Origin of the sequence: Cellvibrio sp. UBA7671 (assembly GCA_002483145.1) — a bacterium.
Lineage (GTDB): Bacteria > Pseudomonadota > Gammaproteobacteria > Pseudomonadales > Cellvibrionaceae > Cellvibrio > Cellvibrio fibrivorans.
The window spans coordinates 316625-337575 of record DLHJ01000019.1 but is presented as its reverse complement, the minus strand read 5'-3'; the positions used below and the strand labels follow the sequence as shown (position 1 = coordinate 337575).

General features: G+C 52.6%; 18 protein-coding genes. 12 read left to right on the top strand and 6 right to left on the bottom strand.

Annotated features, from left to right (window positions below):
* Positions 1-123 precede the first annotated feature (123 nt).
* Both B4E62_RS20460 and B4E62_RS20455 read right to left on the bottom strand, forming a co-directional pair.
* Positions 124-1593 (bottom strand): M12 family metallo-peptidase, encoded by a 1470-nt coding sequence (locus B4E62_RS20460; protein ID WP_331353362.1) that lies wholly within the window; start codon positions 1591-1593, stop codon positions 124-126.
* A 163-nt stretch (positions 1594-1756) separates the two neighbouring features.
* The gene (locus tag B4E62_RS20455; RefSeq protein ID WP_331353361.1) at positions 1757-2470 is read right to left on the bottom strand and encodes a hypothetical protein; all 714 of its coding nucleotides are present in this window, start codon (positions 2468-2470) and stop codon (positions 1757-1759) included.
* Between the two features lie 374 nt (positions 2471-2844).
* On the opposite strand from B4E62_RS20455, the gene B4E62_RS20450 reads away from it, so the two are divergent.
* Positions 2845-3273 carry a collagen-like protein gene (locus B4E62_RS20450; protein ID WP_331353360.1) on the top strand — a complete coding sequence of 143 codons (429 nt, stop codon included), beginning with the start codon at positions 2845-2847 and terminating at the stop codon, positions 3271-3273.
* 126 nt (positions 3274-3399) lie between these two features.
* Here B4E62_RS20450 and glyA read toward each other — a convergent pair whose 3' ends face one another.
* Positions 3400-4665, bottom strand: a complete 1266-nt coding sequence (glyA, locus tag B4E62_RS20445) for a serine hydroxymethyltransferase (protein WP_310074830.1) — start codon at positions 4663-4665, stop codon at positions 3400-3402.
* A gap of 425 nt (positions 4666-5090) precedes the next feature.
* Here glyA and B4E62_RS20440 point away from each other — a divergent pair, with 425 nt between their 5' ends.
* The 10 genes from B4E62_RS20440 (at position 5091) to B4E62_RS20395 (ending at position 16411) form a co-directional block, all read left to right on the top strand.
* On the top strand, positions 5091-5927 hold the full coding sequence (locus tag B4E62_RS20440; protein ID WP_331353359.1) for a polysaccharide biosynthesis/export family protein: 837 nt from the start codon (positions 5091-5093) through the stop codon (positions 5925-5927).
* Positions 5928-5939: 12 nt separating this feature from the next.
* Positions 5940-7358: a Wzz/FepE/Etk N-terminal domain-containing protein gene (locus B4E62_RS20435; RefSeq protein WP_310074834.1), complete on the top strand. Its 1419-nt coding sequence runs from the start codon at positions 5940-5942 to the stop codon at positions 7356-7358.
* Positions 7355-8287 carry a polysaccharide biosynthesis tyrosine autokinase gene (locus tag B4E62_RS20430; protein ID WP_331353358.1) on the top strand — a complete coding sequence of 311 codons (933 nt, stop codon included), beginning with the start codon at positions 7355-7357 and terminating at the stop codon, positions 8285-8287. Before B4E62_RS20435 ends, B4E62_RS20430 begins: the two co-directional genes overlap by 4 nt.
* Positions 8288-8298: 11 nt before the next feature.
* Entirely contained in the window at positions 8299-9594 is a 1296-nt protein-coding gene (locus tag B4E62_RS20425; RefSeq protein ID WP_331353357.1) for a polysaccharide biosynthesis protein GumE, read from the top strand.
* Positions 9591-10721, top strand: a complete 1131-nt coding sequence (locus B4E62_RS20420; RefSeq protein WP_331353356.1) for a glycosyltransferase family 4 protein — start codon at positions 9591-9593, stop codon at positions 10719-10721. The genes B4E62_RS20425 and B4E62_RS20420 overlap by 4 nt, the downstream gene beginning before the upstream one ends.
* Positions 10718-11764 carry a glycoside hydrolase family 5 protein gene (locus B4E62_RS20415; RefSeq protein WP_310074840.1) on the top strand — a complete coding sequence of 349 codons (1047 nt, stop codon included), beginning with the start codon at positions 10718-10720 and terminating at the stop codon, positions 11762-11764. Before B4E62_RS20420 ends, B4E62_RS20415 begins: the two co-directional genes overlap by 4 nt.
* 64 nt (positions 11765-11828) lie before the next feature.
* The gene (locus tag B4E62_RS20410) at positions 11829-13010 is read left to right on the top strand and encodes a glycosyltransferase family 1 protein (RefSeq protein ID WP_331353355.1); all 1182 of its coding nucleotides are present in this window, start codon (positions 11829-11831) and stop codon (positions 13008-13010) included.
* Positions 13007-13774, top strand: a complete 768-nt coding sequence (locus B4E62_RS20405; RefSeq protein ID WP_331353354.1) for a WecB/TagA/CpsF family glycosyltransferase — start codon at positions 13007-13009, stop codon at positions 13772-13774. Before B4E62_RS20410 ends, B4E62_RS20405 begins: the two co-directional genes overlap by 4 nt.
* A 5-nt stretch (positions 13775-13779) precedes the next feature.
* Positions 13780-14856 carry a glycosyltransferase family 4 protein gene (locus B4E62_RS20400; RefSeq protein WP_331353353.1) on the top strand — a complete coding sequence of 359 codons (1077 nt, stop codon included), beginning with the start codon at positions 13780-13782 and terminating at the stop codon, positions 14854-14856.
* A gap of 64 nt (positions 14857-14920) precedes the next feature.
* On the top strand, positions 14921-16411 hold the full coding sequence (locus B4E62_RS20395; RefSeq protein WP_331353352.1) for a lipopolysaccharide biosynthesis protein: 1491 nt from the start codon (positions 14921-14923) through the stop codon (positions 16409-16411).
* Between the two features lie 78 nt (positions 16412-16489).
* Here the strand turns inward: B4E62_RS20395 and B4E62_RS20390 are convergent, their stop codons facing one another.
* The 3 genes from B4E62_RS20390 to B4E62_RS20380 are packed head-to-tail and all read right to left on the bottom strand — an operon-like array spanning position 16490 to position 19948.
* Positions 16490-17305: a polysaccharide pyruvyl transferase family protein gene (locus B4E62_RS20390; RefSeq protein ID WP_310074853.1), complete on the bottom strand. Its 816-nt coding sequence runs from the start codon at positions 17303-17305 to the stop codon at positions 16490-16492.
* Positions 17306-17343: 38 nt separating this feature from the next.
* A complete protein-coding gene (locus tag B4E62_RS20385) occupies positions 17344-18501 on the bottom strand; it encodes a hypothetical protein (protein WP_310074855.1) in 1158 nt (385 codons plus the stop codon).
* A complete protein-coding gene (locus B4E62_RS20380; RefSeq protein ID WP_310074857.1) occupies positions 18491-19948 on the bottom strand; it encodes an undecaprenyl-phosphate glucose phosphotransferase in 1458 nt (485 codons plus the stop codon). Before B4E62_RS20380 ends, B4E62_RS20385 begins: the two co-directional genes overlap by 11 nt.
* Positions 19949-20400: 452 nt before the next feature.
* Between B4E62_RS20380 and B4E62_RS20375 the strand changes: the two genes are divergently transcribed.
* Positions 20401-20904: a M48 family metallopeptidase gene (locus tag B4E62_RS20375; RefSeq protein ID WP_310074861.1), complete on the top strand. Its 504-nt coding sequence runs from the start codon at positions 20401-20403 to the stop codon at positions 20902-20904.
* Positions 20905-20951 lie beyond the last annotated feature (47 nt).

Genomic DNA, 20951 nt, shown 5'->3' with positions numbered 1-20951 from the left:
ATAGAAGGGCTTTACGGAGTTTTACCTTTCTGCAAAAACAAAAAACCCGACCGAAGCCGGGTGAAGACAGACCACTAAAACAACGAACAAAAAATCAGGTGATGTGCGATAAACGCAGAAGAACTACACCGTACATTTACAGGCTTTCAACGCGGCCTTGTACTCGCTTTCCAAGGTTTTTAACGTCGCTAATGCGCTGGTCACTGTTGCAGTCAGCCCGGCAGTTTTGGCTTTTTCCGCTGTAGTTGCTGCAACAGCGACGTTGTAAGCATTGGTCGCTGCATTGGCCGCTGTTGTAGCAGGAGCTATTTGCTGAAATGCAGTATTGGCTGCAGTAACTGCGGCACTGATTTGCGCAACCAATGCATTGTATTTAGCCACCAAATTGTTATAGGCGGTTAATTTAGATCCTTTGGCCGAAGCAGTAGCAGAATTGTAAGCAGCGAATGCCGTATTTAGTTGGGTTACCAATGGATTCACTTTTGCAACCAACCCATTGTAAGTAGCAACCGCTTTTTCATAATTTTTGGTAGCAGTGGTAAGATTTTTAGTGGCCGTCGTCAGCGTTGTTTTTGCCGCTTTCTCTACTGCAGTTTTTGCACTGATCGCCACTTTGTTTGCGCTTACCGCAGCCACTGCTGCAGAGTGCGCTGTGCGTGCTGCTTCCACCCGGGTTTTTAATGTCGCTGCGTCGACACTGCTAACACTGCTTGCCGAGCTGGAAGATCTGCTGGATGACAAGGCCACGCTGGAACTCGAATTGAGTGAAGAAGATGCAGCGCTGGATACCGAAGCGCCCGCATAATAACTGGCAATTTGTGGTGCAGTAATGCTCAAGGCGTGGCGAGCATCTGCCCCACTGGTGGTATTGGTACGAACCACGCCACAGGGCAAATTGTTTTTGCAAATAATGTCAGGATTGGAAAATTTGTACACTTTGCCAGTCCAGTAATCCACATTAAATTCGCTTTGGTAAGCCATTATTGTAGTAAATGAATTTGCTACTCCGTACCCCAATGCATAATGGAAAACACCACCCACACCATCTTGTTTGCGTGAATGTTTTAAACCCATGTTATGACCCAGCTCATGCGCCGTTACAAAATCTCCACAAGAATTTATTGCGACATGGGCAAACATGTAGGCTTTGTGGCCTGCACTCATGGCACCATTGCTGCCACCTATCCAGGCGATGCCACAACTGCCGTGTGAATTCATATAGGGGCGATACAAAATAACCATGTCCGCTTTAGCCTGTTCGCGTGCAGCGGCAACACCACTAAATGCAGTATGTTGATTGAAAGTAATATTATTCAACGCGGTCTCGGCGTTGTTGTCGTCGGTGTAATCCACCTGCAAGGTTTGGGCAACGCGAATTTCCAAATCCACGCCGCTGTCGGCATAAATTTGATTGGTGACCTGAAAAATTTGATTGATGCGAGTGGTGGGATCACCACCGTATAAATTGGCAGTGCCTTTGGTATACACAACAAGAACATCAATTACGGTGGAGGCTGCAAGCGCAGGAAAAGCGGCGGCTGACAATAATGTGATAGCAGAAGCACGGATAAAATTTTGAATAAAATTTTTCATAGAATTCTCTCGATTGACTTTACTTAAAACCTTCCGTGATTGACAAACTCAGATATAAAACCAAAATTTGCGCGTATCCATTAAAGTTCAACGTGTTGCTTTATTAACTGTGCATAACGACTCCGTCTGATTACAAACAATGAAAAATATGTTTTAAAAAGCACTAATGGTCGTGCGGTATTTCAAGAAAGTCATTAGCGCCTGGATGGGATAATTCAAACTCGGATGGATTTTTGTAAATCCATCCGCTGCCATTAACGGATTCCAATGTGTAACTGCCTTTGGGGGTTGTCACTGTGGCAAAGACCGAGTTGCCGCCATAGGTCATCACAACCGGATACTCATCGCCATGGCCATCCAGATGTCCGCGCCAGCTGTAATCACCATTAGGATTCGTACCGCCAGATTCCACATTCACTTGCAATCGCTCTCCGCCGGGCAATATCACACTCGTTTGCTGACCCCCTTCTGGATAGGACGGATTTTCCATATCGACCGATACCGGTTCATAGACCGAAACTCCACTTGGCAGGGGCATTACCGGGGTAGCAGCGTTTGCATCTGCCGCGCGCCAAGCGTCGGGCACTACTGCAGTGGTTTCATTCGCCTTTGCCAGCTCAACCGGGGGGACTGGCTTCGCTGCGGCCGGATTCAACGCCTGCTGTGCACGAGCCAGTTTGCTATTCGCCTTGGCTAACACCGGATTGACAGCAGGATCAGTAGTCAACGGCGACTGCTCATCGAGTGCCAGTTGTAAGCGCTGGTCTGGTTTCAGCAAGGTTTCTTCCCGTGTGATTTGATACACCAAGGCGGCAATCAAAATGGCGCTCACTGCCAGATAAAATCGCTTGATATTGACCGAGGAAGAAAGCGCCATTGAATGGAACCAATTTGCTATCAAAGTTGATTAAAAATAAGTCAATACGTCCAAAAAATCGAGTTTTTATTACCCTTCTATAAAAAATAATCTAATTTGAAGAAAAACTGATAATTATAGTAATTAAAAATGAAGGTGTGGTTATGAAAGAGAAATTTTTAGATGTTGTAATCGGTGCCACTATCCGATCGCGAGAAAGCTTGGCGACATAAGCACTTCCGTTTTCTCTTTGTTCGCTGGCGCACCGCACTATTCAACCTCAGTGTTTAGACTGCACCCAACTTAAACGAATGTTGTTTACTTCCCAGCGCTGTCCAACAGGTTCTCTTGCCTTGAAAACTGCGGTTTTATCTGACTCATTAAAAAGGCATCCTATGAAACATCCCCTTCTTTTATTAACACTTATTGGCTCCATTGGCCTTGCCGCGTGCGAACGCCAAACAGACACTGTTGTACTCACAGTTCCCGGTCCGGCCGGCGAAAAAGGGGCTACCGGTGATACCGGCAATACGGGCAATACGGGTAATACGGGTAATACGGGTAATACGGGTAATACGGGCAGCAGAGGTGCAACTGGCGTTGAAGGTGTACAAGGAGCAACCGGTAATACGGGAAACACTGGCAATACTGGCGACACTGGCGCAACAGGTGATGCAGGCGCAACTGGCGATACCGGCGCGACCGGAAATACGGGTAATACCGGCAATACTGGTGATACTGGTGCAACCGGAGATACGGGCGCAACGGGTGATACTGGCGAAACGGGTTCAACGGGCGACACTGTAATTGTGGTACCTAATTAATCGAAAACGCTATTGATGCTGGGGTAAGGATTATCACCAGAAACAAAAAGGCAGCCACTTGGGCTGCCTTTTTGTTATCTGAAAAACACCCCAAAGTCACACCTTGGAGCTTTATTTAGCCGGTTATTACTCTGCGTAAACAGGGAATTTCTTGCACAGATCAGACACTTTCGCTTTAACACTGGCGATAACCGCATCGGCGTTACCTGCTTCCAGCGCATCAAAAATATCGCAGATCCAATTGGTCAACTGCACACACTCTGCTTCTTTGAAGCCTCGAGTGGTAACCGCAGGAGTACCTACGCGAATACCAGAGGTTACGAAAGGCGAGCGAGGGTCGTTAGGTACCGCGTTTTTGTTCACGGTGATGTGTGCTTTACCCAAGGCTTCATCCGCATCTTTACCGCTGTAGGATTTGCCTATCAGGTCAACCAGCATCAGGTGGTTTTCAGTACCGCCAGACACAATTTTGATTCCGCGCGACAAGAAAGTCTTGGCCATTGCCTTGGCATTCACCACTACTTGCTTTTGGTAAGCCTTGTATTCAGGAGTCATGGCTTCTTTAAAGCTGACGGCTTTAGCGGCAATCACATGCATCAAAGGACCGCCCTGGCCACCGGGGAATACTGCTGAGTTGAGCTTTTTCTCAATCTCTTCGTTGGCTTTGGCAAGGATGATACCGCCACGTGGACCGCGCAGGGTTTTGTGGGTGGTAGAAGTAGTTACATCGGCAATTTGTACCGGGTTAGGGTAAACACCAGCGGCTACCAGACCGGCAACATGCGCCATATCAACAAACAAATAAGCACCTACTTTATCGGCGATATCGCGGAAACGCTGCCAATCCAATACTTGTGAGTAGGCTGAAAAACCGGCAACGATCATTTTGGGTTTGTGCTCAATCGCCAGACGCTCAACTTCATCGTAATCAACCAGGCCAGTCTCAGGATTTAGACCATATTGCACAGCATTGTAAATTTTACCAGAGAAGTTCACTTTGGCACCGTGAGTCAGATGACCACCGTGTGCCAGGCTCATGCCCAGCACGGTATCGCCCGGTGCGCAGAGTGCAGCGTAAACGGCGTTGTTCGCTTGTGAACCCGAATGCGGTTGTACGTTGGCATAATCGGCACCGAACAACTCTTTCGCGCGCGAAATCGCCAAGGCTTCGGTGACATCTACATATTCGCAACCACCGTAGTAACGCTTACCCGGATAGCCTTCGGCGTACTTATTGGTCAGCTTGGTGCCTTGGGCTGCTATCACCATAGGGCTGGTGTAGTTTTCCGAGGCAATCAACTCGATATGCTCTTCCTGGCGCTTGCCTTCATTCTGGATGGAAGCCCAGATTTCGGGATCAAAAGAAGCAATAGTTTGGTTTTTATCAAACATAGATAAGTCCTGAGTTGACCTGCGGACCAAAAAAGCTGGCCGAGGGTATGGATGGGAAGGAGGGAAATTTAGGCGCGCATTGTACACCAGGCGCCCAAAAAGCTGCCACGCAAAAAACTCATGCAGTGTAGCAATTACATTCATGACGACGGTCGCCTATGGAATGCTCCTCAAACACCTACCGTTGAATACCACTATGGCACCAAAAAAGGGCATTAATGGATACTTGATAGAGTTTTTCTCCGATTTCCCACCCTATTTTCACGCCAAATCCCGCGTGGAATCTGCGCTGTAGCGCATTTTTACTTTTTTTTAGCGCCATTCCGCCGGATAGGCCTCGCTTTTGCACAGCTCAAGCTGATGACTATTCACACACCGGCTCGCGGGTTCGCCCCGAACCGATTCAGGCTTTTTAAGGACAGCATATGGTTTTCCAGTGGTGCGGGCAGTGCTACCGACAATTTTACCGATGGACGCTAGGCTTGGTCATGCTGGGGGCGCTAGTACAAGTGCATGCGCAAACAGCCAGCAATGCCAGCTATTTAATTGGCGCCGGCGATGAACTTCGTATCAGCGTGTACGGGCAGCCGGATCTGACTGCGGAAACTCAGGTCAGCGCTGATGGCATGGTGATGGTACCCCTACTGGGCAATTTGCCCATTGCGGGCAAAACCAGCACAGCTGCCGCTGCCCTGATCGCCAATCGCTACGAGCAAGACAACGTCCTTAAAAATGCCCAGGTAAATCTCTTGGTAACCAAATACCGCAGCCAGGTAGTCGCGATTCTCGGCAAGGTCAATAACCCAGGGAAGCTGGTATTGGAAGGACCAACCAGCCTGACCCAGGCGCTGGCCTGGGCGGGTGGCATAGCTGCCAATGGCAGTGAGCGGCTAGTGCTGATGCGCATGGCCCCGGATGGCCGTCAGGAGCGAACGGAATATGATTTACAGCAATTGCTAAATCAGGCAGCAGATCCATCGCCAACGGTGTGGCTGAAGGATGGCGATACACTCTATGTGCCCAACGCCGGGCGATTTTATTTGAACGGCGAAGTCCATACCCCGGGCATGTACAGCCTCGACCGCCCACTCAATGTGCGTCAGGCACTTAGCGCCGGGGGTGGTCCAACAGCGCGCGCCAGCGAGAGCAGTGTGAAAGTGTTCCGCCAGCGGGCAGATGGATCGGTTCAGGAGTTACGTGCCAAGCCCGATGACCGGGTATTGGATGGCGATGTCCTGGTGATTAAGGAAAGCCTCTTTTAACGGGAGCAATATATGAACCCTACTACTCTGATCGGTATTTTGCGTGCACGCCGATGGGCAATTATCGCCACCACTATTGCAGCTCTAGCTGCTGCCCTGCTGCTGATCTTACTCACCCCCAAATCCTACACCGCCGCGACCGACCTGCTAATTGACAGCCGGGGGCTAGATCCTATTAGTGGCCAAGCCCAACCCGGACGTATCACTGGCGGCTATCTGGCAACACAGACCGATATCATCCGCAGCCGCAATGTTGCTATAAAAGTCATCACCGACCTGCGGTTAACCAGCCACCCGGCGATGCTCAAAGCAGTCAAACTCACCGGCGATGCCATCCGCGACCAACGTCTTATACTTAGCTTTCTCGCGCAGGGTCTGGGCGTCACCCCCAAGCGCGATAGCAGCGTATTGACCATCAGCTTCAAGGCGCAAGATCCGGCGCTGGCTGCGCAGCTCGCCAATGCCTTTGCGCAGGCCTATATGATCACCAACCTGGAATTGCGCATTGAGCCCGCCAAACAGACTAGCCAGTGGTACAACCAACAACTGACCGGGCTACGCAATGAATTGATCGAGAAACAAAACCTGCTTTCCACCTATCAGGAGGAGCACAACATCCTCGCCTCTTCGGATCGGCTGGATTTGGAGTCAGCCAAGCTAGCTGACTTGTCGTCCATGCTGATTGCAGTGCAAAACGAGCGTTTGAACTCCCAAAGCCGCAGCGACCAGATTGCCAACACCGCGGCCAATCCCAAAAAAGGCCAATTAGATACCCGTGGGCTGGATAACCCACAAGTACAAAATCTGGCGGCTACTTTGGCGCAAGCGCAAGCGCGCTTGATTGAAGTGGCGCGCCAGGTAGGGGAAAACCACCCGCAATACAAGCAGGCACTGAGTGAAGTAGACACACTGAAAAAGCAAATGGATCTTATGCTGGAGCTAATCAGCGGCAGCTTGCAGTCCTCGGTGGAATTGTCACAAGCGCGTGAAGAGCAGCTCAAAATCGAGTTGGCGCGTCAGAAAGAATTGGTGTTACAACTCAGCCGCAACCGCAACGAACTCACCCTGCTCAAACAGGAGGCCGATAATGCCCAGGCCGCCTATGACGCAGCACTGGCGCGCAGCGCGCAGTCGCGCCTGGAAAGCCAGATCGCCACTACCGATGTTGCGGTACTCAATAGCGCTACACCTCCAGCGCGCCCAACCTCCCCCAAACCGGCCATAACGCTGGTTTTGGCGTGCGTAGCCGGGCTGTTATTAGGCACTGCAATTGCACTGGGTTGGGAATGGTTTGATCCACGAATCCGCCATCCACTTGACCTTGAGCAAGGGCTGGGACTGGTGCTACTCGCACACATCCCTGCAACCTACAACCGTGCTAACTACCGACCCCGCAGAGGCTCTGCTGTATTGAAGGAGGCCAAGATATGAACGATCTCACAGCACAGCTCCTCAATGGCGATGGCCGGCTTGCCCATACCTTGCACTCCAGCAGCATCCCCACTAGCGCCAATCAATCTTCCACTCAAATGGGACCTATGCTGGTGGCGGCAGGCAAACTCGGTCAGAAAGACCTGACGCTAATCCTCGCCTTGCAAAAACGGGAAGGGCTGCGCTTTGGCGAGGCAGCATTAAAGCTTGGACTGGTGCAGGTAGAGGACATCAACTCCATACTCGCCGAGCAATTTGCCTATACACAAACTCCTGCGCAGTCGAGCCAGCTCGACCATCGCCTGAGCGCCCTGTTCCAACCCGATAGCCCCCAGGCAGAAGCGCTGCGCAGTCTGCGCAGTGAGTTAATGCTGCGCTATTTCAACAACCAGTCGCAGCGTTCGCTGGCGCTGGTCAGTGCCGAAGATGCCGAAGGTTCGGCGCTGGCAGCCGCCGATCTTGCGATCTGCTTTGCGCAATTGGGACTGCGCACCCTGCTAATCGATACCAACCTGCGTTCACCCCAACTCAATCGCTTGTTGCATCTGCCAGAGCATACGCCCGGTTTGTCTGATTGGCTCGCCAGCCGCACGGCGGTAGCTCCAATCAATATTGCAATGGTGCGCTCGCTATGGGTACTGCCCGCTGGCACGCGCGCGCCCAATCCCCAAGAACTGCTTTCAGGTAAACGTTACCAAGAGCGGCTTGCGGCATTGACGCAGCAGTTTGATATCACCCTAATCAGCACTACTCCCATGGATTCCAACCGCGATGCGCAGATAGTCGCTGCGCAGGCTGGCGCTGCCTTGTTACTCGCACGTCAACACCAGACCCGCTCCCAGGCACTGGCAGCCATTTGCCAAAGGTTGCGTGATCTGGGTGTGCGTTTGTTGGGCGCCGCCATGCTCGGCCAGGTAAAACAGACGTAGGAGACGCTTGTATGAACAACGGGCATCACCTTACGAATCCGCTCCCGTTGGCAACAACTGCTGCCAACCAGGATCAATGGTGGGTGACCGGCATACTGCTCGCCGCGGTGGCCTATCAAGCGGTGTTGTGCCTGCTGAATACCTTCGGTCTGCGCACATCGGTGGCGGTTGTGGGTATGACTGAGGCGTTGATAATGCTCGCTTGCCTGCCCATGTTAGTTCGCCGCCTGCGACCCGGGCTCATCATTATCGGTCTGGTAGCGGTCGCTTATTTCTGCATAGGGGCCATCGCCAGCGGCCAACTCAATCCCAAAACCTTCCGCGACCTTGCCATTCCCCTGTGCTTTTTCTGGCTGGGCTGCAACCTCGGCCGACCGGAGGTGGTGGATCGCGCATTGGTAAGCATTGTTACGGTAGTGCTTGGCCTGGGGTTATTTGAGCTGTTGATGCTCGACACTTACACACGTTTTTTCGATATTTTCAGCTACTACGTCAGCACCGGAAACCTGGCACCCATTACGGATTATGTGCGCGAGAGCAAACTGCAGCTCAACGGCACCCGCCCGGAGGGTATAGGGCGCACGCTATTGCCAAGCCTGCTGGGTAGCCACAGGGTGTCATCGGTATTTCTGGAGCCGGTATCCCTGGGCAACTTCGCCACTATCACTGCTGCCTGGGGGCTGAGCCGCGATCTACGCGATTGGCGCAAAGGCGTGTTTTTTGTGAGCTCAGCTGTGGTGATGATCATCCTGTGCGATTCCCGTTTCGCGCTCATACTAGTGCCCTTAATGCTGCTGACTCGCGTTTTTTTACACGGTGCGGCACTCAATCTGGCCTTGCTCGCTCCCTTCATTGCGATTGGGCTTGTCCTGCTGGTCGGGGTAACCACATCCGAATACGGCGACAACTTTATGGGCAGAATTGCCCTGAGTGGTTGGGCATTGCTGGAATTTGACGTTGAACTGTTGCTCGCCATAACCACACCTCGCTTTTACGGCGACATGGGTTACGCCTACTTGATTGCCGGTTTTGGCCTGCCACTATGCCTGTTACTCTGGTTTAGCATCTGGTTGCAGCCGATGCCCGACGAACGCGGCCGCCGCTTTCGTGCTTTTATCGCACTTTATATCTCACTCATTTTGGCCATCAGTGGCTCTTCGCTGTTTGCCTTCAAGACCTCAGCATTACTCTGGTGCATGCTTGGATGTCTGCTGCAAAACCCGGCGCGCCTGGCCACCCGCACATCGGTGCCGGGCTATGCCACTTCGCTGCCACTTCCCACTCCCAACTACCGAGGTAACCCATGACCGTCAGTGTCACCCATGTGGTACGTCAATATTTACCTTCGATTGGCGGTATGGAAGAAGTCGTGCGTAATATTGCCCGGCACCAGTTGCGCCAAGGGCACAAGGCGACGCGAATAATTACCCTCGACCGCTTGTTCCGCAATACTGACGAGCAGTTGCCGGCGCGCGAGCTGATTGATGGTATTGAGGTTATTCGTCTGCCCTATCGCGGTTCCAGCCGTTACCCGCTCTGCCCCACAGTGCTCAAGTATGTTAGTGACAGCGACCTGATCCATGTCCACGGAGTGGATTTTTTTTACGACTTCCTCGCCGCGACCCAATGGTTGCACCGACGCCCACTGCTGCTGTCCACTCACGGCGGTTTCTTTCACACCCGCTTCGCCTCTCGCGCCAAACTCGCCTATTTCAACACCGTCACCCGCCTCTCCGCCCATGCCTACAGCCAGGTAGTGGCAACCAGCGCCAACGATGGCCAGCTGTTTGGCCAAATCATGGGGCAGGACAAATTGCAGGTAATTGAAAACGGGGTAGATATCGAAAAGTACGCCAACCAGGGTGCAACAGCGTTACAACCGAGCCTGATTTACTTTGGCCGCTGGTCGATCAACAAAGGCTTGCTACCCGCGTTGGAGCTGTTTGCCGCTCTGCATCGTCAGCATCCCGAGTGGCGTTTCACTGTCGCCGGACGCGAGTACGACCACACGGCCGTCGAGCTGCAACAGAAAATCGACAGCTTGGGACTACAGGGCGCAGTGCAATTGGTTCCCAACCCAAGCGATGAAGAAATCCGCCAGTTGATCCGCCAGTCGAGCTACTTCCTCTGCCTGTCACGCCACGAGGGATTTGGGATCGCCCCAATCGAAGCAATGAGTGCCGGCTTAACCCCCATCCTGAGCGATATTCCTCCCTTCCGCCGCCTGGTGGATGAGTCCGGCCTGGGCAGCCTCACCGAGCTGGACTCAGCCCCTTCGGCAAGTATCAATATGCTCGTGCAACTTCATGCCCAGGGTGATGCGGGTTATCAAGTGCGCCGTGCTGCGGCCATGGAATTTGCCCAGCGCTACGCCTGGCCGCAGGTAGCTGACCGCTATCTGGCACTCTATGAACAACTGGGGCGGCGGCCATGAACAGGTTTGGATGGATTCTTCTGCTCTCGCTGCTGATGCCTTTTGGCGTCTCGGCGGGCTGTTTGGACAACACCCGGCTCACTGGCGTGAATCTGGCCGGAGCGGAGTTCAACAGCAAAAAACTACCCGGTGTGATCGCCAAGGATTACATCTATCCCTCCAACCAGGAACTGGCCTTTGTCGCCGCTCAGGGCGCCACTATCATCCGTCTGCCATTCCGCTGGGAGCGGCTGCAACCACGGCTGGATCTCGCGTTTGATGCAGCTGAACTCAGGCGTCTGCAAACCACCATCATCCAGGCACAAATGCACGATTTGTGTGTGTTACTGGATGTGCATAACTACGCCAAATACTACAGCGAGCCAATCACCAGCGCCGCTCAACAGGATGCGTTTGTGGACCTCTGGGTTAATCTGGCCAGCGCGCTGGGTAATCCGGATTATGTCGCCCTCGGGCTAATGAATGAACCGGCTTATATCCCGCTGGCCGACTGGGCAACACTGGCCAAACGTACCCTTGCCGCGTTGCGCAAGGCGGGGCTTAGCCATCTGGTGATGGTGGGTGGCGGTGGCTGGAACGGTTTGCACAGCTGGTTTAGTGAGCAAGATGGCGCCTCCAACGCCATAGCGTTTGCCGGGCTCAAAGACCCACTCAAACGCACCGTAATCGAAGTGCACCAATACGCCGACCGCGACTATTCCGGTACCGCGCAAGACTGTTATCCACCAACCCATTTTGACCTACCTTTTGCACGCATCAGCCAATGGGCGCGCGACAACGAACTGCAACTCTTTCTGGGTGAATTCGGTATGGCCGCCACCCAGCCCTGCATGGAAACGCTGGCGTACTTCCTGAAGCTCATGCGGGGGAACGAATGGAAAGGTTGGAGCTATTGGGCCGGCGGCCGCTGGTGGGGTGATTACCCCTTTGCGTTAAATAGCGATCTACTCAACCCCTCACCTCAATGGGCACCCCTGAAAGCCGCATTTTACCGGGGAGGCGATCTAAGTCCGCCACTGCCCCCGAAGGATGCAACAGATTGAACGCCCAGGGTCACCTGCAACCAATGAGTCACCTAAAGATCAACATCACTTTAAGGAGTGCATCATGAACCAGACTGTAAACGCCCCGGCACCTGCGCCTACACCGGCAAACACAGTAACTGCTGCCTCAAAACCCGTTTTTTTGGTGCTCTCCGCCCACGACTACCGCTCCCCGCGCCGGGCGAATATCCATTTTATTACGCGTGAGCTGGCCAAACTCGGCACCACCCGGTTCTTCTCGCTGCGCTACAGCAAGCTGTCGCGCTACACGCATGACCCGCGCCTGTCGCTCGACAATGAGGCCAATCAAATCGGCTTTTATTACGGTGTGGAGTGCTATTTATGGAAGACGCTTTATCACCCCTTTAACACCCGCCGCCCCTGGCTACGCCCGCTGGAAAACCTGATGTACCGCCTTTACAGCCGCGGGCGCAATCAGGTCTTGCGCCGCTGGATCCGCGAGGCGGATGTGATTCTGCTGGAAAGCGGTGTAGCGCCGATCTTCTTCGATCTGATCAAGCAGCTAAACCCGTCGGCCAAAGTGCTCTACCGCGCCTCGGATGCGTTGGATACCATCAATGTGGCCGAGTATGTGAACCAGGCGTTTGCGCGCGCCGCGCCGCAGATGGATGCCATCGCCCTGCCATCCAAGGCGCTGGCTGAAGGCATCCCCAGCCGCCACAACCTGGCGTTTGTGCCCCACGGTATAGACCATGCCGTGGCGGAGCAGGCCGACCCATCTCCTTATGGTGAAGGCATCCACGCGGTGTCGGTCGGCTCTATGCTATTTGACCCGGAATTTTTTGTACTTGCAGCGCGCCGTTTTCCAGATATCCAGTTCCACATTATTGGCTGTGGACAACCAGCACATCCGGATTACGGTCCCAATGTGCATCTCTACGGCGAGATGCCCTTTGCCCAAACCCTGCCCTATATCAAACACGCGCAGTTGGGGATCGCCCCCTATTCCAGTATCAATTTGCCGGTATACCTGCGCGATACGTCCATGAAGTTAATCCAATATGCCTTTTTTGGGGTACCGGCGATCTGCCCGCATTTTATCGCGGCCGATTACAGCAACCGCTTTGGCTATGATTTGGGGGATGCAGACTCCATCGCCGCTGCGATTGAGCGCGCACTTCACCCTGAACAGCCACTGCGCGCCCAACCGGTACTCAACTGGGAGCAAGTAGCCGAGCGCATGCTCACCCCCAATGCCTTTGCCGATACGGAGTTGGTGGTATGAGCCAAGCGGACAAGTACCTCGCCCTCGGCGGTTTCAAGCTGCTGCGCACCACAGGCAATGAGCTTGAACAGCAATTGCAAGGTCATCTGGAGCATGGTGAGCAAACGGCGCTTTTTTTTGCCAATACCAATTTTATTGTGCAATGCCAGGGGCTGCAGGAGCAGATGGCACAGAGTACCTTGATCATCAATGACGGTATCGGGGTGGATATAGGCACCTGGCTGGTACACCGCACCCGCTTCCCGCAGAACCTCAATGGAACCGACTTTATCCCGGCATTCTTGCACAGCATCCAGCAGCAGGGGCGGGTGTACCTGTTTGGCGGCAAACCCGGTATCGCCCTGCGTGCCGCCAACACCCTGCGCACGGAATTTGGCGTGAATGTGGTAGGTGTCAGCGATGGTTATAGCCAGGGGCAAGACACCCAAGCCCTGATTAACCAAATCAACAACAGCGGTGCCAATGTGCTGCTGGTGGCTATGGGCAACCCATTGCAGGAGCGCTGGATATTGCAGCAGCGCGCCAATTTGAAGGTGACGCTATTGTTTGGTGTCGGCGCCCTGCTGGATTTCCTGGCCGGCGATAAACCGCGCGCTCCCGACTGGATCCGCCGCCTGCGTCTGGAGTGGTTCTATCGCCTTTGCCTTGAACCCGCCCGACTCGCCCGCCGCTACACCCTGGATATCGGCTTGTTCCTCGCCCTCTGTCTGCGCACCGGCAAGCGCACCGGCAATTACACAAACAGTGGCTCCAGCAAAGGTTAATGGTTATGCGTATTCTCGCCGCACCTGCGTTCAGCAACGAAAAGGTCAATCCCTACAACGCCCTGCTCTACCGCGAACTGCAAAAATTGGGGGTCGGTGTTGGAGAGTATCGCCACGCAAAAGCCCTGCAAGAACCAACGGATCTGGTGCACTTTCACTGGCCGGACGGCTATATCAACCAACGGGGATTGGTAAAAACCTGGCAGCGCATGCTGCTGCTGGGAATGATGGTCTGCGCGCTCAAACTCAAGGGCAGCAAACTGGTGTGGACAGTGCACAATACCGCACCCCACGACGCCATACGGCCAAAGTTATCGCAATGGTTTATGGGCTGGTTTATCCGCCGCTGCGATGGTTTTATCTTTATGAGCGAGGCAAACAAGGCTGCGTTTTACCAGCGCTATCAACCGCCGGAAAACACCCGCTACGCAATAATCCCCCACGGCCACTATCGCAGCTGCTACCCACCGGCCATGGACCAAGTGGCTGCAAAACAGAAGCTGGCGCTGAACACCAAAAAGAAGGTGCTGCTATTTGTAGGCATGATAAAGCCCTACAAAAATATTCCCGGATTGATGAAAGCGTTCAATGAAGCCCATCTGGGCGACTATCAATTAGTCATCGCCGGCACGCCCGACAGCGATGCCTTGCGCGCAGAGCTGGAGACACTCAAAGGTGCTAATACACGCCTGTTTTTGCGTTTTATCCCCGACAGTGAACTGAACGTGTATATGAGCGCGGCAGATGTGGTGATCCTGCCCTACAAAGCGATCCTTAACTCGGGTGCGCTGCTGCTGGCACTCTCGTACAACCGGCCGGTGATAGCACCGCATATGGGGGCGATTATCGACCTGCAAAAAAACCTCGGCCTGCAGTGGATTTACGGTTACGCCGGGGAGCTGACACCAAGCTGCCTGCAACATGCACTGGTCGCGCTGGAGCACAGCACGCGCCCGCCCATCTGCCCACTCGACAACTACAATTGGGATAGACTCGCCGCCAGCACCCTGGATTTTTATCGCCAACTCACCACGCCACCAACTGACACAGCGGAAATACCGGAGGCTGGCAAGTCGCGCTAATTGCCCGGCGCATAACCAATCGCCCCTGATCAATCGCCCTAATAGCCACTGACCTAAGTAGCCCATGAGCCTGAAAAAAAGTTTTGGCAAAAGCACCCTCTGGATGAGCGCCGCGGCAAGCGGCAACAGCCTGATCAGCTTTGTGATTTTTATTATCCTCTCGCGCCTGCTGGCGCCCGAAGAAATCGGCTTGGTGGCTTTTGCGCTGATTGTGGTGGAGTTGGGAAAGATCCTTGTGAATGCCGGGCTGCCACAAGCAATAGTGCGCTATCCCGAGTGGGATGAACGCTATGCCGCCACCTGTTTTTATCTCAACCTGCTGCTGGCCGCGCTGGTGACACTGCTGGTGTTTTTTATCGCCGCACCCGTGATCGCCTACTACTACGACGCGCGTGCAGAACTGCTGGTGCAAGTCTTGTCGATAGTGTTTTTACTGGAAGGCGTAAAGGCCGTGCACGAGGGGAAGCTCAAACGCGAATTTAATTTCCGCGCCATCGCTTTACGCACTGTGGTCGGTAGCCTGTTCGCAGGTTTGGTGGGCGTGGTTCTGGCGTTCCAGGGTTATGGGGTGTGGGCACTGGTCTGGCAGCAATTGCTCAACCAACTGGTAGTGACGCTGGTGACCTTGCACAGCGCCCGCTGGCTACCCGGCTTGCAATTTTCGCTCGCCCACGCGCGTGCCCTTCTGGCCTTTTCCACACCACTGACGCTGGCGCAGATGATCAGCAACTTCGCCTCCAAGATTTATGAAATGCTGGTCGGCCTGCTGCTCGGCCCAGCCGCACTGGGGTTTTTCCGTGTCGGTGGACGGGCGCTGTTTATCCTGCAGGAAATTGTGCTCAAACCCTTTGAACAGACCCTGCTACCGGCATTAGCGCGCATGAGCGAACGGGAACAGCGCGCCCAGGGAACCCTCCGGGTGATGCGCATGAGCGCCTATTTTACTTTCCCGATTTTTTTTGGTGCAGCTGCTTTGGGGCCAGAATTTATCCAGCTCGCGTTCACCGAAAAATGGGCACAAAGCGGCCAGGTGATGACATTGTTGGCACTGGGTATAGCGCCGTTGGTCATAGGCTATCAGGTCAACGCAGCGCTCACCGCAGGCGGACATTCACAGCGGGTAATGATCCTCGCCAGCATCACTTTTGCACTGAATTGCCTGCTCGGATTTCTGTTGGTGCCCTACGGGATAGTCGCAGCGGCAGCCGGTTTTGCCCTGCGGACTTACCTCAGCATTTTCTTCAATATGTATTTTTTCAAGCAGGTATTCGCGGTGGATATCAGCCGGCAACTACGTACTATCGCGCCCACTTTTGCAGCTTCACTGATGATGCTGGGAATAGTGCTGCTCGCCAAATACACCCTGCCTGGCGACCTTGCCCTGGGGGTTCGCCTGTTGCTGCTGGCGGGTTTGGGCGCACTGAGTTACGTCGCCCTTATGTCCAGTATCTTCCGGCAGGAGACCAAACATTTTCTCGGCGAAAGCGCCGCTATGGCTCCAGCCAGAGCAAAACCGGTAATCAATTATTTACAACGGTTACTAAGGTTGGTGTAGAAGTGATGTACGGGTTACTCGAGGGACAAAAAACTAACTCCCGCCTGCGCGGGAGTTCAGAGACAAGATAAACTCAATTTATCGCCATAGCTGCAGTGGAAACGCATTCAGCAATGGCTGATGATCAAAGCGCAATCCGGGCATCCCGCCCATCTCCTTCCCCTCGTCAATGGAACTGGCAAATTGCAGCTCTGACTCAAGCCTGCCGCTCCCCAGATAATAATCCTTGTACTTGAACGGATCCTCCGTCTGCGACAGGCGCACGTAACGTGCAGGAATTCCGTAAGCCTCAGCGATAATCAACCCATGTAACGAACTGGCCAGCACCAGTTTGGCTTGCAGGATCTGCTCAATCACCCTATTCCACCCCTGTAATGGTGAAATAACATTTGGGGTGCCATTTGGCAGGATCGACAAATCATGGAGATTGGGCACAAACACATAATCGCGCTGGGGATTGGGACTAAAACGTCCCTTGAACAAATGCGGCACCAACAGTGCCGGGTCACCGTAAACTTCCGGCACCACAAAGCCGCGGCTGCGCAGAAACTCCCCGGTTAAAGGCCCGCGCACAGCATGCACATTGAGCTTCCGGGATTTGAACATCGACTCTGGCACCTTGCCATTCCAGCCGCTACCCCAAATGTGATCGCCATCGGTACTGTTTTGCAAGATCGAGCCTATCGCCAGCAGACGCGCACATTGGCTCACCTCCTGATCCAGACTCAATCCCTGCAGTGCCAGCAGTTGGCGTGTCACAATTTCGGCGAGATGATCACCAAAATTAATGCGTCCGTCTTTGGGCATCCAGTTGTAGAGATCCACATAGGGGAATGGTAAACGCGGCTTCAACTCGGCCGGTGTCTCCAGATAAGCAGCCAGACGTCTAAACATAGGTACTCCTTTAAGCAATCAATGCATCAAACAATATCTTAGAAAACCAGCGTCAGCCCCAGGCTGGCCAGTGCATAGTCATAATCTCGGTAAAACAGTGGCGATTTGCGATCCACCCACTGGCTATCGAGGCGAATATTGAGCAAATCAGAGAAACGGTAGGTCAGCGTCAAGGGACTAACTGCCGTGATGGTTTCAGCACGCGCCGGTTCCATCAAACGCTGGAGGTAAGTCTGTTCACTATAGGCAGCATCCATGCTGAGTAACCATTTGGGCGAAGGCTCCCAGCTCAGTGCAAGTTTGCTGGTGCGCACATCCGCCGGTGAATCTGATGTTTCACCAACAGCAGGTTCACTCTGGCTGTAGCTGAGTGAAAAGCTGAGCTTTTCGCTGACTGACCAGCCCAAATCTACCAGCGCTTGAGTACCAGTGCCGGCGTTGATCTCTCCTTCGCGCTTGAAGCGTCCCAGGGTAAATCCCAATTGCGTCTTGCGCGTGAGTGCCCAGTTACCTTCTAACTCCAACTGGCGATAATCAAAATCCAACACGCGTAAATCACCAGGCACCAAGTGAACATACAAGCGTTCACCCTCGCGCAAGCGCACATTTAATGAAGATTTATTGGGTGTGTTGTAAGTGCCAGCCACAAACCATTCATCTTCATCAAAATCCAGAGATTCGCGCAGGTCATTGGAATGAGTCTGCGTTGCCTGCCGGGCGCCGACAGTAATGCCAAGATGTTTGCGCGTACCGAGAGTCAATTGGCCAGTAAAATTATTAAGTGAAACTACATCTTTATCGGCAAATTCCAATCGATCTACCGCATAGGCATCACGCGTCCAATTCACCGAGGTTTTAATGCGTGAACTCCAGTCACTGCGCCAACTGGCATTGCCTTCAACAAAATCGACATCCAGATCATCACGCTGCGTGTACTCATAGCGGTTGCCACTCACACCAAGCGAAAAATCCTGTTTACTCAATCGCTCATTTAGTGCGAGCGAAACTACGGAGCGAGTGTAATGCTCTGAATCCACATCAGCGCTGCGCGCAAAATTACTGTCCCAGTATTCTTGCGCGCCCACCGAAAGGGTAACGCGATCGGGAGCTGCGACGGTTGCCGGTGCAAGTGGTGCTATAACCATCCATTGCAGCAAACGCAGCCATTTTTTTTTTGCACACACATCAATAAACATTCTGTCCGACGAAACCCTTGAAAATAGTTTTCCATAAAATTTTGATATCCAAAATCACCGACCAATTGCGGATGTATTCCAAGTCATAAGCAATACGGCCAGACATTTTGTCTAACGTTTCGGTCTCACCGCGAAAGCCATTCACTTGCGCCAACCCGGTAATGCCAGGCTTCACTTTATGACGCAACATATATCCTTTAATTTGGCCACGATAAAATTCGTTATGTGCAACGGCGTGTGGACGCGGGCCAACAAGCGACATACTACCGGAGATCACATTAAACAATTGCGGCAACTCATCGAGCGATGTGCGACGCAAAAAATTTCCGTAAGGCGTAATACGTGGATCCGCACGCTTTGCTTGTGCAACATTAGCGCCATCTTCACATACCGTCATGGAGCGGAACTTCCACACTTTGATGCGATCGCCCCCCATGCCGTAACGAGTCTGTTTGAAAAAAATGGGCCCAGGCGATGTAATCTTTACACCGACAGCAATCAATAACATAGGAATCGCCAGTACCATTAAAATACCCAGCCCCAGCACTAGATCCTCCAAACGTTTCGCCCAGCTGTTATCCACCAGCGGCGAATCGTAGATACTCAGCGCAGGAATGCCCTGCAAACAAGTCAGGCGCGAATGTAACAAGTCAAAACTGAATACGTCGGGAATCACGTAGGGGGAGACTGTCGTATCGGCCAAGCGATCAATCACCGAATGCATACGCAACTCCGCACGCATAGGGAGCGCCACGAAAACAATATCAATCTTGCCATCGTGCGCATCCTGATACAGTTGTTCCAGACCGCCTTTCACTTCAATGTTCTTTCCAAACAGGCGGCGCCCCACATCATTGCTAGGTGCCCGGTCGTCGTAAAAACCAGTCACCTTGTAACCCAACCAAGGCATAACAGACATGGAATTAATTAGCCGCAGACCCAAATCATTAGCACCTACAATCGCAACTCTGCGCGGTTCAGTAGGCTTTGCACGCAATTTGGCCAGCAACAGCCGCCGCCCGATATGCATCGCAATCATCACCCCGGGGGTTGTTACGAACCAGACAGATATCGCCAGTAAACTCAATGTCGTAAATGGATAAACTACTACCAGTGACAAAACCAAGAACAATAAGGTAGCAAACCACGCGAGGAATAAACGAATGGATAAATCAATCATCGAGTGGCCACGCCACAAATAATACACTTCATTACTCTCGGCAAAAAAACCGAAAATAATCACCGCGCTAATAGCAAAGCCGGTGTAAATATTATTCCACTCTAACCCCAATAATTTGAGGCAACCCCACAGCATAAATACGATGAGGGCGCTATCGAGCGCGCGAAATAGCGCAAGTATTTTCGAATGATGGAAGCGAACCACAGGCGGTTCACTTGATAAGCCAATGGGATTGACCGCAACGCCTTCTACCGATAAATCGCTCATTACTACCTCCATGCGAATCACTCATGAGTAAAGTACGAATATGCAAATAAATTACTAATAGGTAAATTACGTTTTTAGCAGCGGGAGGTGAAACGACACATGAAGTTTTAGCGAATACCCTTCTGCTGCATATTTAGTCAAAGCATTTATCAGGCCAAGAATTAATCTACCTACGCTGATTAACGACTTTTCGCTAAAAGCGCACACACAGAATGTGAAAAAAATCCTGCAGAAAAAAGTCGCACTCGATAAATCCACTAATCGAACGCATCATGGTTACCTATTTTTCACAATGCAGACATCAAGCGCCCCACTTTAATGCAGTGAACGCCCTAAAATGCACTGATGAAAACAACCTGGTATTGACCCTAAACCAATAACAACCTTTATAATTGCCGCCTATAGCCATTCGCCATACGGTTATTCACGTACCCAGCGACGCATAGGTCAGCATGTCACATTTGAAATATCTCACCGGCTACCCCACCGAAACCCTGCAGCAAGTCCAGCAAATCGTCGCAGAAGGCCGCCTTGGCGAAGTATTACTTAAGCGCTATCCACAGATTCACGATGTACGCACCGACAATGCGCTCTACCAGTACACCCAAAACATCAAAAGTGAATATATGGGCAAAACCCAGCCCCTGAGCCGGGTGGGCTACGACAGCAAAATAAAAGTTATTCAACATGCACTCGGCCAACACCATTACATTAGCCGGGTACAGGGAGCCAAATTAAAAACCGTTAATGAGATTAAAATCGCTAGCGTGTTCCGCACTGCCCCGGAAGCCTTTCTAAAAATGATAGTCGTGCACGAATTAGCGCATTTCAAAGAAAAAGAGCATAACAAAGCCTTTTATCAACTCTGCCGGCATATGGAACCCAACTATCATCAGTACGAATTTGATTTGCGTTTGTATTTAACGCAGTTGGATTTATTTGGAGGGATTTATTGATGCTGTAGTAAACAGAAAGCGTATGCCTTCTGTTTACTAACAAGCGG

Bases quoted from the DNA above. Each gene is read 5' to 3' on its own strand.
- B4E62_RS20430 (WP_331353358.1), top strand. From the start codon at position 7,355: ATGAACGATCTCACAGCACAGCTCCTCAATGGCGATGGCCGGCTTGCC.
- B4E62_RS20410 (WP_331353355.1), top strand. From the start codon at position 11,829: ATGAACCAGACTGTAAACGCCCCGGCACCTGCGCCTACACCGGCAAAC.
- B4E62_RS20440 (WP_331353359.1), top strand. From the start codon at position 5,091: ATGGTTTTCCAGTGGTGCGGGCAGTGCTACCGACAATTTTACCGATGG.
- B4E62_RS20425 (WP_331353357.1), top strand. From the start codon at position 8,299: ATGAACAACGGGCATCACCTTACGAATCCGCTCCCGTTGGCAACAACT.
- B4E62_RS20375 (WP_310074861.1), top strand. From the start codon at position 20,401: ATGTCACATTTGAAATATCTCACCGGCTACCCCACCGAAACCCTGCAG.
- B4E62_RS20415 (WP_310074840.1), top strand. From the start codon at position 10,718: ATGAACAGGTTTGGATGGATTCTTCTGCTCTCGCTGCTGATGCCTTTT.
- B4E62_RS20435 (WP_310074834.1), top strand. From the start codon at position 5,940: ATGAACCCTACTACTCTGATCGGTATTTTGCGTGCACGCCGATGGGCA.
- B4E62_RS20405 (WP_331353354.1), top strand. From the start codon at position 13,007: ATGAGCCAAGCGGACAAGTACCTCGCCCTCGGCGGTTTCAAGCTGCTG.
- B4E62_RS20460 (WP_331353362.1), bottom strand. From the start codon at position 1,593: ATGAAAAATTTTATTCAAAATTTTATCCGTGCTTCTGCTATCACATTA.
- glyA (WP_310074830.1), bottom strand. From the start codon at position 4,665: ATGTTTGATAAAAACCAAACTATTGCTTCTTTTGATCCCGAAATCTGG.
- B4E62_RS20395 (WP_331353352.1), top strand. From the start codon at position 14,921: ATGAGCCTGAAAAAAAGTTTTGGCAAAAGCACCCTCTGGATGAGCGCC.
- B4E62_RS20450 (WP_331353360.1), top strand. From the start codon at position 2,845: ATGAAACATCCCCTTCTTTTATTAACACTTATTGGCTCCATTGGCCTT.
- B4E62_RS20455 (WP_331353361.1), bottom strand. From the start codon at position 2,470: ATGGCGCTTTCTTCCTCGGTCAATATCAAGCGATTTTATCTGGCAGTG.
- B4E62_RS20400 (WP_331353353.1), top strand. From the start codon at position 13,780: ATGCGTATTCTCGCCGCACCTGCGTTCAGCAACGAAAAGGTCAATCCC.
- B4E62_RS20390 (WP_310074853.1), bottom strand. From the start codon at position 17,305: ATGTTTAGACGTCTGGCTGCTTATCTGGAGACACCGGCCGAGTTGAAG.
- B4E62_RS20380 (WP_310074857.1), bottom strand. From the start codon at position 19,948: ATGAGCGATTTATCGGTAGAAGGCGTTGCGGTCAATCCCATTGGCTTA.
- B4E62_RS20385 (WP_310074855.1), bottom strand. From the start codon at position 18,501: ATGTTTATTGATGTGTGTGCAAAAAAAAAATGGCTGCGTTTGCTGCAA.
- B4E62_RS20420 (WP_331353356.1), top strand. From the start codon at position 9,591: ATGACCGTCAGTGTCACCCATGTGGTACGTCAATATTTACCTTCGATT.